This window comes from Streptomyces kanamyceticus (assembly GCF_008704495.1).
GTDB lineage: Bacteria > Actinomycetota > Actinomycetes > Streptomycetales > Streptomycetaceae > Streptomyces > Streptomyces kanamyceticus.
This window is the reverse complement of record NZ_CP023699.1, coordinates 9,522,163-9,539,440: the sequence shown is the minus strand read 5'-3', so window position 1 is coordinate 9,539,440 and position 17,278 is coordinate 9,522,163. Positions and strand designations below refer to the sequence as shown.

At 70.2% G+C, this 17,278-nt stretch carries 12 protein-coding genes; 3 read left to right on the top strand and 9 right to left on the bottom strand.

The genetic code is table 11. The features are described from left to right. Positions 1 to 2: 2 nt before the first annotated feature. A complete protein-coding gene (locus tag CP970_RS41275; RefSeq protein ID WP_063806077.1) occupies positions 3 to 2,030 on the bottom strand; it encodes a cytochrome P450 in 2,028 nt (675 codons plus the stop codon). A gap of 196 nt (positions 2,031 to 2,226) precedes the next feature. Between CP970_RS41275 and CP970_RS41270 the strand changes: the two genes are divergently transcribed. Next, positions 2,227 to 3,141: a phenylalanine 4-monooxygenase gene (locus CP970_RS41270; RefSeq protein WP_224059000.1), complete on the top strand. Its 915-nt coding sequence runs from the start codon at positions 2,227 to 2,229 to the stop codon at positions 3,139 to 3,141. Between the two features lie 26 nt (positions 3,142 to 3,167). Here the strand turns inward: CP970_RS41270 and CP970_RS41265 are convergent, their stop codons facing one another. The 7 genes from CP970_RS41265 to CP970_RS41235 form a co-directional block, all read right to left on the bottom strand. Beyond that, the gene (locus tag CP970_RS41265) at positions 3,168 to 4,157 is read right to left on the bottom strand and encodes an amidohydrolase family protein (RefSeq protein WP_055547160.1); all 990 of its coding nucleotides are present in this window, start codon (positions 4,155 to 4,157) and stop codon (positions 3,168 to 3,170) included. Next, the gene (locus CP970_RS41260; protein WP_055547162.1) at positions 4,154 to 4,405 is read right to left on the bottom strand and encodes a hypothetical protein; all 252 of its coding nucleotides are present in this window, start codon (positions 4,403 to 4,405) and stop codon (positions 4,154 to 4,156) included. The genes CP970_RS41265 and CP970_RS41260 overlap by 4 nt, the downstream gene beginning before the upstream one ends. Beyond that, positions 4,402 to 5,406, bottom strand: a complete 1,005-nt coding sequence (locus CP970_RS41255; protein WP_055547164.1) for an amidohydrolase family protein — start codon at positions 5,404 to 5,406, stop codon at positions 4,402 to 4,404. Before CP970_RS41255 ends, CP970_RS41260 begins: the two co-directional genes overlap by 4 nt. Then, positions 5,403 to 6,908 (bottom strand): AMP-binding protein, encoded by a 1,506-nt coding sequence (locus CP970_RS41250; RefSeq protein ID WP_055547166.1) that lies wholly within the window; start codon positions 6,906 to 6,908, stop codon positions 5,403 to 5,405. The genes CP970_RS41255 and CP970_RS41250 overlap by 4 nt, the downstream gene beginning before the upstream one ends. A 2-nt stretch (positions 6,909 to 6,910) precedes the next feature. Further along, positions 6,911 to 8,593, bottom strand: a complete 1,683-nt coding sequence (locus CP970_RS41245; protein WP_055547168.1) for an aspartate aminotransferase family protein — start codon at positions 8,591 to 8,593, stop codon at positions 6,911 to 6,913. Next, on the bottom strand, positions 8,559 to 9,233 hold the full coding sequence (locus CP970_RS41240) for a GNAT family N-acetyltransferase (protein ID WP_055547170.1): 675 nt from the start codon (positions 9,231 to 9,233) through the stop codon (positions 8,559 to 8,561). Before CP970_RS41240 ends, CP970_RS41245 begins: the two co-directional genes overlap by 35 nt. A 61-nt stretch (positions 9,234 to 9,294) precedes the next feature. Then, positions 9,295 to 10,116: a fatty acid desaturase family protein gene (locus tag CP970_RS41235; protein WP_157877706.1), complete on the bottom strand. Its 822-nt coding sequence runs from the start codon at positions 10,114 to 10,116 to the stop codon at positions 9,295 to 9,297. Between the two features lie 824 nt (positions 10,117 to 10,940). On the opposite strand from CP970_RS41235, the gene CP970_RS44495 reads away from it, so the two are divergent. Further along, positions 10,941 to 11,882, top strand: a complete 942-nt coding sequence (locus tag CP970_RS44495) for a methyltransferase (protein ID WP_157877707.1) — start codon at positions 10,941 to 10,943, stop codon at positions 11,880 to 11,882. Between the two features lie 52 nt (positions 11,883 to 11,934). Beyond that, entirely contained in the window at positions 11,935 to 13,236 is a 1,302-nt protein-coding gene (locus tag CP970_RS41225) for an aminotransferase family protein (protein ID WP_055547176.1), read from the top strand. Positions 13,237 to 13,314: 78 nt separating this feature from the next. Here CP970_RS41225 and CP970_RS41220 read toward each other — a convergent pair whose 3' ends face one another. Further along, the gene (locus CP970_RS41220) at positions 13,315 to 17,217 is read right to left on the bottom strand and encodes a non-ribosomal peptide synthetase (RefSeq protein ID WP_169801227.1); all 3,903 of its coding nucleotides are present in this window, start codon (positions 17,215 to 17,217) and stop codon (positions 13,315 to 13,317) included. Positions 17,218 to 17,278 lie beyond the last annotated feature (61 nt).

The following is a 17,278-nucleotide window of genomic DNA, read 5'->3' as shown; positions in this document are numbered from 1 at the left end:
GATCACCGCGCCTCAGCGACGGGAAGCAGTGCCAGGTGTTCGGTCCACACCAGCCGGAACCGCAGCGCGGTGGAGACGACCGCCTGGCGCAGCCAGTTGCCGCCCGAACGCCCCGACGGCGGCTGCTGGTTGCGTACGCCCAGCTTGTTCCGGGCGATGTACTCGATGTGGAAGTTGACCGCCGCCGGGCTGATCCTGCGACAGGAGGCGAGGGGGCTCAGCCTGCGGACGATCTCGGCGGTGCTGGGGATGGCCATCGTGGCGGGAGTGCGCAGCTGGGGCTCGCACAGCGCGACGAGGACCAAGAAGTACTTGGACCGGGGATCGAGGGCGAACGCCGGGTCGGACTGCGCGGCGGGGTCCGCGTCGGCCGCGTACGAGGTGGCCGCGTACGCGTTGGCCGGGGTCGGCGCGCGCACGGACATGTACGTCGAACCGGAGGACGACGGCAGGCTGATCCTGGCGTGCGCGAACGGGACGGGCATGTCGAGCCGGCCCGGCGGCACGCAGACGTATTCGCCGCCGCCCTCCTCGTTCTCCACCACGTAGGTGCGGGCCCGGCTGAGGTTGGTGATGAACCACAGGCCGTCCTCGGCGGCCCTGATCCGTCCCGCGATGGGCTCGCCGGTGGGGTCGTCGACGGAGATGTCGGCCGGGGCACCAATCAGGCCCCGGCCGAAGGTGACCTCCTGGTTGCTGCGCACCTCGACGGTGCCGGTGCCGGTGCCGCTGTCCGCGCCGGGCAGGGCGATGCGCAGGTCGGACGAAGTGCCGCTCGATGACGCTCCGTTGACCGGGCCCGGTCCTATCTCCGGGCCCGGTCCTACCTCCGAGTCCGAGCGCGGCTCCGGGTCCGAGCGCGGGCCGCATCCTGAGCGCGGGCCGGTCCTTCGGTCCGGCGTCAGGCCGATCCGGAGGTGGGACAGTCCCTGGAGGAAGTTGGAAGGGCGCCGTACCGCTTCGCCCTCGACCTCGATCTCCGCGACCCGCTCGACCGCGGCCGCCAGCACGCACTTCACCTCGAGGCGGGTCAGGGTGGCGCCGACGCAGTAGTGGGGGCCGCCGCCGAAGGCGATGTGCGGATTGGGGCGGCGGTCGATCCGGAAGGTGTCGGGGTCGGCGAAGACCTTCTCGTCACGGTTGCAGGAGGGGTACCAGATCGCGACGCGGTCGCCCGCCGCGATCCTGACGTCGCCCAGCACGGTGTCCTCGGCGGCGGTGCGCAGGGCGTGCAGGGCCGGTGAGGTCCACCGCAGGATCTCCTCCACCGCCGTGTCGATCAGCCCCGGATCTTCCCTGAGCCTGCGCCACACGTCGGGCTGGCGCGCGAAGACCAGCAGGGCCCCGGCCAGCGCGTGCGACGTGGTCTCCAGGCCGCCGTTCATCAGGCCGTCGCAGTTGAGCAGGATCTCGTCGTCGGTCAACGGGACGCCGTCCGGGGCGGCTTCGGCGAGCGCGGAGACGATGTCGTCGCCGGGCTCCTCCCTGCGCAGGTCGAGCAGGTCACCGAAGTGGCCGAAGATCCGCGTGTGCGCGGCGGTGCGGGCGGCCTCACCCGCGGGGCCCGGGTCGGAGTCGTCGAAGGCGGCCTCCATCGTGCGGGCCAGCTCGTCCTGGTCCTCGTCGGGAACGCCGAGGAGGTCGAAGAGCGCCCACCGCGGCACCTCCGAGGTGAGTTCGGCGATCGCGTCGAAGGCGGTGCCGCGGGCCAGCAGGGCGTCCAGGCGCGCTTCGACGCGGGCGCCGAGGGTGGGCACGAGAGCGGCGACGGAGCGCGCGTTGAACCATGCCTGGTGCACGCCGCGCAGCCGCCGGTGCTCGGCGCCGTCGGAGACGACGAGCATGCGTCCCGCCGCGGCCCGCACGCCCGCGGGGTTGGCCTGGAGCCGCATGCCCTGGTCGGAGACGAAGCTCGTGGGGCGTCTGATCACCTCCGAGCCCTCGGCGTGGGTCACGACCGACCAGAAGCCACCGGCCAGCTCCGACTCCGTCCACGCCACCGGATGCTCGCCGCGCGCCTGCCGCCACATTTCCCGATGGGCCTCATCGGTGTACAAGTAGGGATCGGCCAGGTCCGCATCAACTCGGCCGGCCGTCCATCGAGGAGTCCGAATTTTCATGGTTTCCTTTCTGGAATCCATACGTAGCCTCCGGCTATTCGCCATGAGTATCGGCTACCTATAACCCTCCAGGGGTGACACTCACTCAGCGACCCGTTAGCCTACGTTGAGCGCTTCAACCATCGTCATCCACCAGGCGGTTCTGATGTTCAAGGAAGCCACCCTTTACTCTCCGGTCATCAATAATGAACACGGGCGTGTGTCCGTGATCTTCGCGAAGGACCACCCCGGATACCAGGACCGGCCGTATCAGGAGCACCGGGCCCGCATCGCCGATCTCGCTTTACAACACAGGGTGGGCGAACCGGCACCCGACATTCCTTATACGGAGGCCGAGCACGAGACGTGGCACACGGTGAGCACGGAATTGTCCGCCAAGCACCGTGTGCACGCCTGTCGTGAATTCGTCGAGGCGAGCGAGCTGCTCGACCTGCGGCACGACCGGCTTCCGCAGCTCAGCGACGTCTCAGCGCGCGTACACCCGCTCACCGGATTCACCTTCGGCCCGGCCGCGGGACTGGTGGCGCAGCGCGATTTCTACGGCTCGCTGGCCGATCGAAGGTTCCAGGCGACCCAGTACATACGCCATCCCTCGTTCCCGCGCTTTTCGCCGGAACCGGACATGATCCATGAGGTGGTGGGGCACGGCACACACCTTTCAAGTAATCGATGGGCGACGCTGTACGAACTCCTCGGGAAGACGGTCCGCCGTCTTGAGTCCGACGAGGCGGTCAGCCTCGTGTCCCGGGTCTTCTGGTTCACCATCGAATACGGACTGGTGAGGGAGGACGGCAGGACCAAGGTCTGCGGAGCGAGCCTGCTGTCTTCGTGCGGAGAAATGGAATACTTCCTCGGCGCGGACATCTTCCCGTTCGACGCGGCGGCCATGGGGCGCCAGGGCTACCTGGTGGAGAAATACCAACCGGTCCTTTTCAGGGCCGAGTCCTTCAACCATTTCGAGGACTTCCTCAGCGAATTCCTGACCAGTATCGACGACGACAGCGAGCTCGTCGCGGCCTAGCGGGACCGGGTCCCGGCCCGGCCGGTTCACGACCGGCTCCGGCCGGGGACCTTCGGTACGCCGTCGGGGCCCTTCGGCAGGACGCCTGCCGGGCGGCTCGCGGGAGCGAGCACCCGGAGCAGGTTCTCGTGGAGCAGCAGCGCGCGATCGCGCCGGGGCACGCCGTCGAAGACGGTCGGCCCCTCGACCACCTCGCGCATCGTGCGCTGCAGCCCTCCGGACATCCGCCCGAGCGGCCAGTCCGTACCGAAGATCACCTTGTGGTTGATGCCCATCCGGAACAGCCGGTTGAGGTGGTGCGGCCAGCTCCGCAGGGTGGCCGAGCTGGCGAACCCGCCGATGTCCAGGTACACGTTGGGCCGGTGCGCCGCGAGATAGGCCCCCGTCTCCAGGTTGGTCACCCCGGCGTGCCCCAGGACGAAGTCGACACCGGGGAAGTCGCGGGCCGCCTGGTCGATGTGGAGCGGATGGGCCAGTTCCGTGTCGAGGCTCGGCACGCTGGGGCCCGTGTGCACGAAGACCGGCAGCGACCGGGCCGCGCAGATCTCGTAGTAGGGATACAGGCTCCGGTCCGAGGGCGAGTAGCCGCACGGCGGGTAGAGCTTGATGCCGTCGAAGCCGTAGTCGTCCAGGGTCTTCTCGAAGAACCGGAGGTTGCCTGGGCCGTGGCGGGGATCGATCCCGATGTAGACCCAGAACCGTCCGGGATGCCGCAGCCGGATCCGGTGGTGCCGCTCGGCCATCTCCTCGGGGGTCAGCGGGCAGGCCATCCGGTGGCTGAAGTCGGGCACCAGGAGCACCGAGCGGTCGACCCCCGCCCGGTCCATCTCGGCGACCAGGCCGTCGGCCAGATGGTCCTGGTGCTGCGCCTGGTAGCCGTCCGCGATCCGGCCGGGGTCCGGTGCGGGGCCTCGTGCGGAGAGCCTGCTGTGGACGTTGACCGCCACGCCTTCCACGAAGGCCAGCGGGACGAAGTCGGTGGATGCCACGTGGCAGTGGCCGTCGTAGACGATCACCGCAAGCAGTGCTCCACCAGGCCCCGGATGCTGACGCCGTCACCCGGTTCGAAGGTCGAGTAGTCGAATTCCCGGTCGCTGCGCTCCTCCAGGTAGGAGATGAGGCCGACCAGCGCCATCGAGTCGAGCAGCCCGGAGTGGGTCAGCTCCGTCTCGGCCTTGACGTCGGTGGCCTCCGCCTCCCCCTCGTTCCAGTTCTCCACCCACGCGACGAGATCCTTCTCCACCGCCGAGACGTCCTCGTTCACGGCCGACCACCCCTTTGTTCCGTGGATTTCCGCTGTTCCGTGGATTTCCGCCCCAGCAGGCGGAGGCTGTTGCCGCTCATGATCATTTTGCGTTCGGCCTCCCGCAGCCCGGCCACGGCCGGGGCCCCGCGGGAGAACTCCTTGAGCAGGCCCCCGAGCGACTCCGAAAGACGGAAGGACGGCCAGCAGGTACCGAAGAGGATCTTGTGGGAAATCCCGGCCTTGAAGAGCCGGTTGACGTGGGTCTGCCAGCCGTCGGCGCTGAGCACCGAGTGGAACTGGCTGATGTCCAGGTGGACGTTGGGCCGGTGGGCGCAGAGGTACGCGGCCTCGTCGACGTGCGTGACCCCGCCGTGCCCCAGGATGAAGTCGACGCCGGGGAAGTCCCTGGCCGCCCGGTCCACGAGCAGCGGGCTGCCGAAGCTGAAGTCCAGCGGCCCCCAGCCGGGGCCCGTGTGGGTGAGCACCGGGATGCCGTAGTGGGCGCAGCGCTCGAAGTACGGGTACAGGCGCGGGTCGCTGGGCTCGTATCCGCAGGGCGGGTAGAGCTTCATCCCGGCGAATCCGTACTCCGTCACGCACCGCTCGAAGAGGTCGATGCCGTCCTGCCCGCCGCGGGGGTCCACGCCCCAGAAGACGTGGAACCGGCCCGGGTGACGGCGGTTCACCCGGTCGTGCAGCGCGGCGAGTTCGGGCTGGGACAGCGCGCAGTCGGCCGCGTGCGAGTAGTCGGGCGCCACGAGGAACGCCTGGTCCACCCCCGCCTCGTCCATCTCGGCGACCAGCTGGTCCGCGTCGTCGTCCGCGTACAGGGAGAAGACCTGGTTGCGTACGCGGTCGGGTCGGCCGCCGAGTCCGTAGGCGTCGAGCCGGTGGTGGACGTTGGCGGCCTGGTGCTCGACGAAGGAGCGCGGGATGGCGAGCAGGCTGGCCAGGTTGACCTGTGCGTCGACGATCGGGGGCGCGGCGGGTGCCGTCCGCGGGGCCGGGTTCGGGTTCATCGGGCCTCCGCCTCCTCTGCGGCCGTGCCCGCGCCGCGCACCGTGTCGGCGAAGTGCCGCGCCACGGTGGCCCTGCTCAGCTTCATGTTCCCTGTCATGAAGCGTGCGTCGGAGCGCAGTTGCTGCGGAGAGAAGATCACGGATACGACCCGCTGGTGGGTGTCGAGCCGCCGGTTGACCTCGTCCATGCGGGCCCGCACCTTGGCGGGCAGCGCGGAGTCGGCGGGGTCGGTGGTGGTGACCAAGGCGCCGAGCCTGCCGCTCTCGGGGGTGGGCACCACGATGATCTCCGCGAGTCCTTCGATCCCGACGAATGCCTCCTCGATCTGGGCGGGGTGCACCTTGCGCCCGTTGCCCAGGACGATCACGTCCTTCTTGCGGCCGACGAGGGTGAGGAAGCCGTCGTCGTCGAGCACGCCGAAGTCGCCCGTGGCGATGCTCCCGTCGGGGCGGTACGTCTCGTCCGCCCCGTCGTCGGGAACCTCGAAGTAGCCGCTGCTCTGGGGAGCGGGGCGCTTCAGGATCACCTCACCGTCGTCGAGGAACCGGACGTGGCTGGGATCGAGGAGCCTGCCGACGGTGCCGAGCCGGTGCGCCTCCTCGGTGTTCCAGGCCACCATGCCGGTCTCGTTCAGGCCGTAGACCTCCAGGAGCTTCACGTCCCCTTCCCAGAACGCGTCCAGCGTCTCCCGCCTGATGGGAGCCATGCCCGTGATCAGGAAACGGATGGCACCGCCCAGGAATTCACCGAGCGTGGCAGTGCCGCCGGTCTTGCGGTACAGCTGCAGCGCCGTGTCGTAGAAGACCGGGGGGCCGATCAGGAAGGTGGGCCGTTCGCTGCGGATCGCGTGGAAGACGCGCTGGTAGGGGGCGAGCGTCAGGTCGGCGCCGAGCCACAGGCAGCAGTAGAGGGAGAGCCGCTGCTGGTAGTTGGAGAGCGGCAGGAAGATCAGATGGCGGTCGCTCGCGGTGACGTGGTAGGTCTCCATGAACTGGTTGACCACGTACTCGGTGCCCTTGGCGGTGATGTTGAGGCCCTTGAGCTTTCCCGAGGTGCCCGAGGAGTAGACGAGGCTGTGGACCCGGCCGGGGTCCACGCGTCCCGCCGTGTCCGGCACGACGTCGGGTCCTGGCAGTCCGTCAGGGGCGATCGCCGCGGGGCAGTCGGCCGTGAGCCCGTCGGCGATCAGCAGGGCGAGCTCGTGCCGGGCGACGAACCCGGCCGGGTCCGCTATCTCGGTGTCCTCGGGGAACGCCTTGACGACCGCACCGCGCATCAGCGTCGCGAGGTCCCAGATCGCCCAGTCGATGGTGCTGGGCGCGCGGATGCCGACCAGGTGCCCCGGCTCCACCCCGGCCGCCGCCAGTCGCTCCGCACGTTCCGTGGCGAGCTCGTGCAGCCTGCTGTACGTGACGACACGGCGCTTACCGGAGAGGTCGATCTCGGTCAGCCGTGCGTCGGTGTGCTCGCGGTAGCGCTCGCCGAGCTCCGCGATGGTCATGCTCACTCGTTCTCCAACTCCTTCTCCAGACGGGTCAGCAGATGGGTGAGGCGCTCCTCGGCGAACAGGGCGATCCGGCCGCCGAGCATCTCCTCGTAGCCGCCGCTGCCGGTGTCCCAGGCGATCTCGACCTCGACGGTGCAGCCGCCGCCCGGCGCCGGGCGCACCACGGCGGTGCGGGCAAGGTCCTGCCACAGCCAGCACGGGTCGGCCCGCAACGCGACGCCGTCGTCGCGCCGTTCGATCCGGTCGGACCAGACCACTTCGTCCTGTCCGATCCGGCCGCTGAAGTCCGCCGCCGATTCCTGCCGGTCGGCCTGGTTGTCCAGGGCGAACGGGTCGAGGAGCCGCGGCCGTTCGCGCAGCAGCCGGAGTACGGCATCGGCGGACCCGGCCAGGGGGACGGTGCGGGTGAGCGGGGACACCGCCGCCGTCGGGCGTACGCGCCCACGGGCCGCGTCGGCCTCGGCCAGGACGCCTTCGAGGACGCTCAGCCCCCGTTCGAGGTCGGCGTCGGAGATGACCAGGGGCGGCTGGACGCGCAGCACCCGGGGGTTGTAGAGCGAGTACGTGGAGGTCACGCCCTCCTCGATGAGCCGTCCCAGGACGAGCCCGGTCAGGGCTTCGTCCCGCAGTTCGAGGCCGTGCATCATGCCGACGCCGCGGTGCTCCGCGATCACCTCCGGGTACCGCTCGGCGGCGGCGGACAGCCGGGCGGCGATCCGCTCCCCCTTGGTGCGCACGTCCGCCAGGAACTCCTCGTCCGACGCGATGGCGATCGTCTCCAGGCCCGCCCGGCAGGCGAGCGGATTGCCGCCGAGGCTGGAGCCGAAGGTGGAGGGCAGCTCGCGCAGGACCTCCCAGACCGCCTCGGTGCCCAGCACGGCGGAGAGCGCGAGCATGCCGCCGCCGAACGCCTTGCCGACGCAGAGCAGGTCCGGGGTGATGCCGTACCGCTGGTAGGCGAAGAAGGTGCCGCAGCGGCCGAACGCGGTCTGCATCTCGTCGAGTACGAGCAGCGCGCCTGCCTCGGTGCACAGCCGCCGGACCTCGCGCAGATAGTCGGGCGGCGGCGGGACGACACCGGCCTCCGCCTGGACGGGTTCGAGCAGCACCGCGGCCACCGAGTCGTCCAGGGCCGCGGCAAGCGCGTCGAGATCACCGAAGGGCACCTGCTCGAACTCGGCCATGAGGGGGCCGAGGCTCGCCTGGTGTTCGGGCCTGGCGGCCGCGCCGAGCGTGGCGAAGGTCTTCCCGTGGAAGCAGCCGAGCGCGCTGATGAACCGCGGCCTGCCGGTGGCCGCCCTGGCCAGCTTCAGGGCGTTGTCGATGGTCTCGCCGCCGCCGTTGGCGAGATAGGCGAACGGCAGCTCCTGGTCGGTGACTTCGGCGAGGCGTTCGGTGAGGCGGATCTGCACCTCCTCGAACATGATCTTGCTGCTGTTGAGGACCCCGGAGTCGAGCTGGTCGCGGAGCGCGGCGATGATCCGGGGGTGGGAGTAGCCGAGTGACTGGTTGCCGTACTGATCGAACATGGCCAGGAAGGACTGCCCCGCGTCGTCCAGGACGGCGGATCCGCTCCCCTCGCCCTGGACACCGCATCCCATGACGAAGGCCATCTTCGCGTAGGTGGGGTGGTTGTGGGCGGCCTTAGCCTCGGCCAGTACCTGCCGGTACGTCCGCATACTCGGAGGATCCCCTCGCGTAGGCTTCGAAGTCCTGGAAGAAGTACCTGAGCAACCCGTTGGCGTCGGCCCCCAGTTCCTTGCAGAGGCGCACCGACTCCGGTACGTCGAGGGCGGCCACCATGCTCAGCGGCGCGCCGGTGAAGCGGGGGTCCAGGTAGGGGCCGTGGACCGGTACGAAGCCGATGTCGGTGTAGAAGTCGCGCAGCTTGCCGTCCCGGTCGTCGATGAAGAAGTCGCCGAGGATGCACGTCACTTGGTGCACCTGGGCGCTGTGCACCAGCGCCTCGCGCATCAGCCGCATGCCGATCTTCTGATTGCGCACGCCCGGCAGCGTCATCAGGTGGCCGAACTCCACGAGCCGGTGCCCGGCGGCACGCAGCTCACCGATGTCGGCGACGTCCTCGCAGGGAATTCCGGCCGGTGAGTCGGGGACGATCTTTATCGTGCCGACCGCCTCGGTCCCGGCGTACGCGAGGAGGTAGTAGGCCTGGGCGTCGAACTTGTCGAAGGTGTCGGCGGTCTGCGCGGTGTCGGTGAGCCGCTCCTGGTCCTGCACGTACACCGCTTCCCGCAGCCGCAGCACATCCGCGTCCTCGGCAGGTGTGCGTGCCCTGCGGAAGGTGATGTCGTCGACCATGGTCCCTTCCCTCCGTCCGTCCACGTGCTTCCGTGTTCTTCCGTCCGTCCACGTGCGAGGGCTACTTGCCGCCCAGGAAGCTCCTGAAGTAGGCGAAGTAGCCGGGGTGGTAGTGGCGCAGGCTTTCGCGCACCTCGACATGGAGGTCCGGCAGCCGCTCGATGGGAAGGTTGGGCATCAGATGGTGCTCGACGTGGAAGTTGTTGCCGTTGGTGTACCAGGTGAGCAGCCAATTGGACTTGATCGTCCGGGTGTTGGCGAACGGCGAGCGGTCGAGCGTTTCGCAGCGGAAGTGTTCCGGCAGCTCGATCAGCGCGTGCATGGGCGCCGCCACCACGACCATCGGAAGGAGCCAGAGCCAGAGGGCCGCGGGGCTGGCGAACACCACCGAGAGCACGGCCCCGACGACGAGGGCGGACACGGCGAGCAGGTGCTCGGCGCGGATGCGGCGGGTGTTGACGGCGCTCTCGCCGTCGAAGCGGCTGCCCCGCAGCGCCTTCCCGACGCCGACTCCGAACTGCCAGTAGTGGTACGCCATGGTGAAGCGGGCGAACCAGGTCAGCGCGGTGCCGATCCGGCTCCCGCCCTCCCCCTTGCCGTACTGGTCCCCGTAGTCGAAGAACTCGCGGTTCCCCGGGGTGCCGAGGTCACGGTGGTGGCGCATGTGGGCCACGCGGTAGGCGGTGTACGAGATCAGCATCGGCAGACCGAGCAGCACGCCCACCACGCGGTTGGCCCGCCGGCTGCGGTAGGCGAGACCGTGCAGGGTCTCGTGCTGGAGTTCCGCGGCGTGCGCGAACATGAGCCCGATCAGCAGGACTCCGCACAGTCGCAGGGACAGCTGCGGCTGGAGTGCCAGCCAGCATCCCGCAGCCGTGATCAAGGCGCAGACCAGCACTTTAAACGTGAATAATCGGCCGCGAATCTCGCCCCGAATTGCGTTTCGGACTTCACGGATGGCTACTGCATCCATCGACGTCCGGGCATCGCATCCCGCCGCTCCGTCCGCTGGGCGTCCCATTAATCCCCCTTATCGACCGACCGCTGCCGGGAGCAATGAAGTGCGGGGCTGCGGTGGACGACTGCAGCCGTCTGCATGGAAATCGCCACTGCCTCAAGGCAGGGTCCTGTGACGGAGATCTGCTTCATCTCTCCGGCGTTCCGAATACGCTCGAACCGTGTCGCGCCATACGCTCGAACCGTGTTGCGTCGGGAATCTCTACGGCCAGGACAGCTGTATCTCCGGTGCGCCAGCGGCGCACCCGCATGCCATCTTCATTGCGGGCGGCACCCCCAGTCAAGGCCCCCTTTCCGAACTCCGACATTCCGGCGGTTCGGCACGGGAGCAGGTCCCGAAGTCGGTGCAAAATGGGGCCGATCCGGTGTCTCGGGCAGGTTCCGACGCCCACCGGAAATCATCACTCCGGCATGTATAGTCTACGATTGCCCGAGCCGGATTCGTCACTCTCGGTATACCGAGCGGAATCGGAACACCCCCCGAGGGGTCGCCGTACGGTTCCGTCTCTCCCCACGCAAAGCGCATCCGCGGACACCCCGTCCCGCATCAACGACGCCCCCCGCCGCAGGAAAGCGGAAGGCGGACGTCAACGGCTTGCTGGAGGATTCTTGGCTGCTGAACCATTACGCGACGTCGCGGCGTTGTTGGACGCCTATCAGCAAGGGCTCGTCTTTCACAGCCTCTGCGCCGTGACCCGGCTGTCCATCCCCGACCGGATGGCGGACGGCAGACGCGACATCGCCGCTCTCGCCGAGGAGACGGGCACGGACGAGGACGCCCTGCGGCGGATGCTCGTGCTCCTCGCGGGCAGCGGGATCGTCGACGTCGACCCGGGCCGCGTCAGCGCCGAACTCACCGAACGGGGCAAGGTGCTGTGCCGCCGTCACCCGATGTCACTGTGGGCGACGTTCGCCACATTCGGCATCCCGGACGTCGGCAACGCGCTCACCGAGACCCTCAAGGACGGCGGGCCCGCCACCCGGCACGCCCTGGGCGTCGACTTCTGGGAGCACCTGGCGAAGCACCCCGACCAACAGCTCGTCTTCGGCCAGGCGATGGCGGAGCAGGCGCGGTTGCTGACGCTGCCGTGCGTGCCGCTCCTGGACTGGCCCGCCGAGGGCACCGTGGCCGACATCGCGGGCGGCATCGGGGTACTGCTCGCCGACATCCTGGACGAAGTACCGGACGCGCGGGGCATTCTCGTCGACCAGCCGGAGGTGCTCGGGCGCGCCCGTACCTATCTGTCGGAGCAGGGCGTCGACGACCGCTGCACGGTGCGGACCGGCGATCTGTTCGTCCCGCCGCCGCGCGCGGACGTCTATGTGCTCTCCCGCGTCCTGCACGACTGGGACGACGACAGCGTGGCAGCGATCCTCGCCGCCGTGCGGCGCGGCGGCGACGACACGGCCGTGCTGCGGATCTTCGAGGACGTCCTGCCGGACGACGCCGTTCCGTCGGCCATCCAGGCCTGGGCCGACGTCGCCATGCTCGCCCTCTACCACCGTGCGAAGGAACGGACGCTGCCGGAGTACCGGCGACTCCTGGAACGCGGTGGCTGGCGACTGGAGCGGGTGGTGCAGGGGCCGCCCGGGATGTGCGTCATCGAAGCACGTCCGCTCGCCACCCCCTGAGCGTGGTGACCGGGGAACCACCGTCGGCGGACCGCAGACAAGGAGCCAGGCCGTGATCGATCGAGACACCTATCCGCTGTGGAACAGCCCGAGCATGGGCGCCTACCTCACCACCTTGTCCCACGAGAACATGCTGGTCGAGGGGCGCGGCGTACGGGTGCGCGATGCCGCGGGGCGTTGGTTCCTCGACGCCCGCTCCGGTCTGTGGAACGTCACCCTCGGATATGACCACCCGAAGGTCACGGAGGCCATCGAACGGCAGCTGCGCACCCTGCCGTTCGCCAACCTGGTCGGCTACGGAAGGCCGGGGGCGATCGCCGTGGAGGCCGCAGAGGCGCTCCTCCCCCACCTTCCCGTACACATGAACAAGATCCGGTACTGCAGCAACGGCTCGCAGGCGGTGGAGACGGCGGTACTGCTCTCGCGCTTCCTGCACCACAGCGGCGGGGACCGGGATCGGCTCGCGGTCTTCGGCATGTGGCACGGCTACCACGGCCTCGGCTCGGGTGCGGGGGCCGTGACCGGCATGTCGTACGTGCACGACCAGTCGGGGCCGCTGCTGCCGGAGGTCCATCACGTCTCCGGTCCCTTCGAGGGCGCGGCCGCCCCCGGCGCGGGGCTCGAACAGACCATCACCGCGTACGGCCCCGAGCGGGTGGCGGCGGTGGTCGTCGAACTCGTCGTGGGCGAGGGCGGGCACGTCCTTTCCGACGACTATCTGCACTCGCTCGAACGGTTCTGCCGCGGCCACGGCATCCATCTGATCGTCGACGAGGTCAGCACCGGCATGGGCCGCACCGGCGCGTTCACCCGCACCGAACAGGTCGGCATCCGCCCCGACATCCTCACCCTGGGCAAGGGGCTGAGCGCCGGGTACGCGCCGTTGTCGGCCGTGGTGCTGTCCGACGAGGTCTCCGCCCGCCTCTTCGACCTCGACTTCGAGCAGAAGTTCCTGATCGGCTCGACCAACGACGGGCACCCCCTCGGGCTCGCCGCGTCGATGGCCGTCATCGACACGCTCGCCGACGGCGACGTACTGGAGAACGTCGATGCCATGGGCGCGCTGCTGCGCAGCGGCCTGGACGAGGTGGCGGCGCGGCATCCGCACGTGGCGGCAGTGCGCGGCGCCGGTCTGATGCAGGCCGTCGAGATGGCGTCCGCCGGGGACGGGGCGCTGGCGGGCGGCGCGACGGCCGATCATCTGCGGCTCGCCCTGGAGGAGCGGGGCGTGCTCGTCTCCTCGCTCGCCATGGCCCCCGCCATCATGATCATCCCGCCGTTGGTCGTCGCCCCCTCCGACGTCGAGGAGATCGTGACCACGCTGGACAAGGCGCTAGCGGAGATCCGGTACTGACCGGCCCCGCCCCAGCCGTACCGAAGCGGCCCGGGCCACCGCCTCTCGGCGGTGGCCCGGGCCGCTTCGCGCGTACGGTCAGGCGTCCGGCCCCGCGGTGATGACCTGTGCCACCACGGCCAGCGCCGAGGCGTGGGTCAACTCGTCGTGGGCGCAGTCGATGTCGTGCCGCGTCAGGCGGCCGCGTACGAAAGGATCCCAGGACTCGGCGTGCGGAGTCGGCGCGGCCCCGCCCCGCGTGGCCGTGAAGAACACCGCGTCCCCGTCGAAGGGTTCGGGGCGGTGGGCCCCCAGCAGGGCGCTGGTGTGCCGGTACGTCCGGACGAGCGCCGCGACCCTGCTCTCGTCGAGCTCCGCCAGGTCGGCCGGTTCTTCGGAGACCGCACGCAGGGCCCCGGTGGCCCGCGCGATCGTCAGGGGCTCACCGGCGGTGTCCGGCGCGGGGCAGTCGAAGCGGGCGAGGAGCGCTCGGAGCGCGTCCGGCTCCGACATGCCCTGGCCCGCCGGATCGTGGTCCGTCGGCGCCGGGTAGCCGTCCAGCATGGCCAGCAACTCCACCTCCTCCCCCTGCTCCCGCAGCCGCACGGCCATCGCATGGGCCGCGGCCGCGCCGAAGGACAGCCCCAACAGGCGGTAGGGGCCGGCGGGTTGAACGGTGCGCACGGCGTCCAGGTACTGGGCCGCCAGCTCGTCCAGGGTGCCCGGCAGACCGTCCTGCGCGGTCAGGCTGTGCGCCTGGAGTCCGTACAGGGGTATGTCGGCCGGAAGGTGGCCCGCGAGCCGCACGTACACCCAGCTCTGCCCGTCGGCGGGGTGGACACAGAACAGGGGCGGCTTCTTGCCCGTCCCGCGCAGGGGAACGAGGACGTCGTCGCGGTTGCGTACGGCGCCGTCCCCGAGCTGCCGTGCGAGACCGGCCACCGTGGGGCTCGCGAACAGTTCACCGACCGACAGTTCCCTGCCCAGCGTGGACCGGATCCGGCCCAGGAGGCGGGTGGCGGAGAGCGAATGTCCGCCCAGGTCGAAGAAGTTGTCGTCGATGTTGACCTGGGGAACCTTGAGGATGCGGGCGAAGAGTCCGGCCAGGATCTCCTCGACAGCGGTGCGCGGCACCTGGTTGCGGTCCGCGGCGGCCGCCGTGGGCTCGGGCAGCGCGTTGCGGTCCAGTTTGCCGCTGGCGGTCAGCGGCAGTTCGTCCAGGCACACCAGCTGGCTCGGGGTCAGATAGCCGGGCAGCCGGTCGCCGACCTCGGAGCGTACGGCGGCCGGGTCGAGGCGCCTGCCGGGCTCGGGCACGGCGTAGCCGATCAGGCGTCGGTCGCCGGTCGCGTCCTCGATCACCGTCGCCGCGGCCCGCGCGACACCCGGCACCTCCCGGATCGCCGCCTCGACCTCGCCCAGCTCGATGCGGTAGCCCCGCAGCGAGACCTGGTCGTCGTTGCGGCCGACGAAGACCAGGTCGCCCTCGGTGGTCCAGCGGACCAGGTCGCCCGTGCGGTACATCCGGGAACCCTCGGGTCCGTAGGGGTCGCGGACGAAGCGCTCCGCGGTCAGTTCGTCCCGGCCGCGGTAGCCCCGAGTCACACCAGCCCCGGCCACATACAGCTCCCCCACCGCCCCGACGGGAACCAGTTCGAGGTGCTCGTCGAGGGCGCGGACGCGGACGTTGCGCAGGGGCTTGCCGATCGGCGGCGCCTCGGCGTCGGCCGGTGAGAGCGGCAGGCTCATCGCGGTGGAGATGGTGGCCTCGGTGGGTCCGTAGCCGTTGATCAGGCGGCAGACCGGCGACCAGCGCCTGACGACGTCCGGTGACGACGCCTCGCCCACGATGGTGATGGTGACGCCGGGGGGCAGGTCGTCCGGTGACATCACTTCGAGCACCGAGGGGGCGAGGACCAGGTCGTTGATGCCCGCCTCGTCCAGGACCCTGGCGAGGTCGGGGCCCGGCGCGAGACGGTCACTCGGGGCGATCACCAGCGTCCCGCCGACCAGCACCGACTGGGTCATCTCCCCCACGGACGCGTCGAAGCTCGCGGAGGCGAACTGCAGCGTACGACCGCCGGGCCCGGAACCGAGCCGGTCCAGCATGGCTCCGGTGATGTTGACGACGCCGCGGTGCGGCACCACGACTCCCTTGGGGCGCCCGGTGGATCCCGAGGTGTAGATCAGATACGCCGGGAGCCCCGCGTCGAAAGGACCGGTGCGCTCGTCGTCGGTGAGGTCGTGCCCGGGCAGTCCGGCGAGCGTCCGCCGCAGGCCCGGGTCGTCCAGCAGGAGGCTCTCGGTGTCGAGGACCTCCGCGAGGTGGGCCGTCGAGGAGTGCAGCAACAGCAGCGCGGGCGCCGCGTCGGCCACCATGAAGGCGAGCCGGTCCACCGGATAGGCCGAGTCGAGGGGCAGGAAGGCGGCGCCGGTCTTCAGTACGCCGATGACGGCCGCCACCAGGTCCGGGGACCTGGGCAGGGACAGGCCCACCACGCTGCCGGGGCCGACGCCGCGGGAGACCAGGTACCGCGCGAGCCTGGAGGACCGCTCGTTGAGCTCGCGGAAGCTGTGCGTGGCGCCGCCGTGCAGTTCGACCGCCGCCGCGTCCGGGGTCCGTTGCGCCCACTGCTCGACCAGGGTGTGCATCCCGACCTCGGGGATGTCCTTGACGGGCCCGGCGCCCCAGACGAGCAGTTGCTCGCGTTCCTCGGCGCGCAGGAGGGGCAGGGCGCCGATCGGTGTCCCCGGATCCGCGGCGGCGACGCCGTCCGCGAAGTGCAGGAACCGGTCGAGGTGCGCGTCGAGTTCGCCCGGCTGATGGAGGTCGGTGTTGGCGGCGGCGATGAGGTCCACGGAGCCGTCGGCGGACGTCTGGAAGAAGGTGAACATCAGGTCGGCGACGTGACCGTGGGAGAGCGTCCGCACGCGCGCCGTCGCCCCGGCGAAGTCGAGGTCGTAGGAGAAGCCCATGACGTTCAACGCGGGGCCCCACAGGCGCCGGTCCGTGCCGAGCAGTCCCAGTTCCCTGCTGAGTTCCTCCGAGGGGAACCGGCTGCGCTGGAACGCGGCGCGCGCCTCGGCCCGGGTGTCCTTGAGGAAGTCCGCGAGCGAGGTCCCCGCGTCGGTGGCGATGCGCAGCGGCACGGGGTTGGTCAGCATGCCGGGGGTGTCCCGCTCGACCTTGGTCAGCCGTGCCGCGACCGGCATGCCGATCGTGACCTCGGGCGCGTTGGTCATCCGCGCGGTGTAGGCGGCGGTGATGCCGGTCGTCAACTCGACCCAGCTGACGGCGAATCGCTCGGCTGCCGCGCGCAGCCGTGCGAGGCGCGCCGGTTCCACGGCGGTCTTGCGCACCAGCACGTCCGCGCCGCCCGCCGTGCGCCGGGTGGTCAGGCGCACCGGTTCGGGCCGGTCGGCGAGCCGCTCGAGCCAGTACTTGCGGTCCCGCTCGCGGCGCGTGGAGGCGAGGTAGGCCGTCTCGCTCTCCACCAGCATGCGGAAGGGCCGGAAGGGGTTGTCGCCGACGGTCCGGCCTTCGGCGAGCGCCGTGTACACCTGGGCGGTGCGGCGGTGCAGCATGCCCAGAGAGCCGCCGTCGAGGAGCAGGTGGTGGACGCGGCGGAAGAGCGTGAACCGGTCGGCCGCCAGCTTGAACAGCGCCGTGGTGAACGGCGGGGGCTCCGACAGTTTCACCTCCTTGGCCATGTCGGCGCGCATCCAGGCCTCTGCCGCGGCCCGCGGGTCGGCGTCGGAACTGACGTCGAAGTAGTGGGCGGGCGGCCGCGCGGAATCGTCGACGTACTGCACGGGGCCCTCGGGGCCCTCCACGAAGCGCAGGCGCAGCGCCTCCATTTCCGTGGTCACCCGCCGGTGGGCCTCCTGGAGGAGCGCCGGGTCCACGGGTCCTTCGATGTCGAGGCAGTCGGAGATGCTGTGGTGCGTGACGGTGGGTGCCAGAGCCTGCGCGAACCAAATTCCCCGTTGGGCGGCCAACAAGGGCAAAAACTCGCTTGGGTGATCCGGAGTTACTTTGTCGTGCGGCCCCGGCATGAAGTCC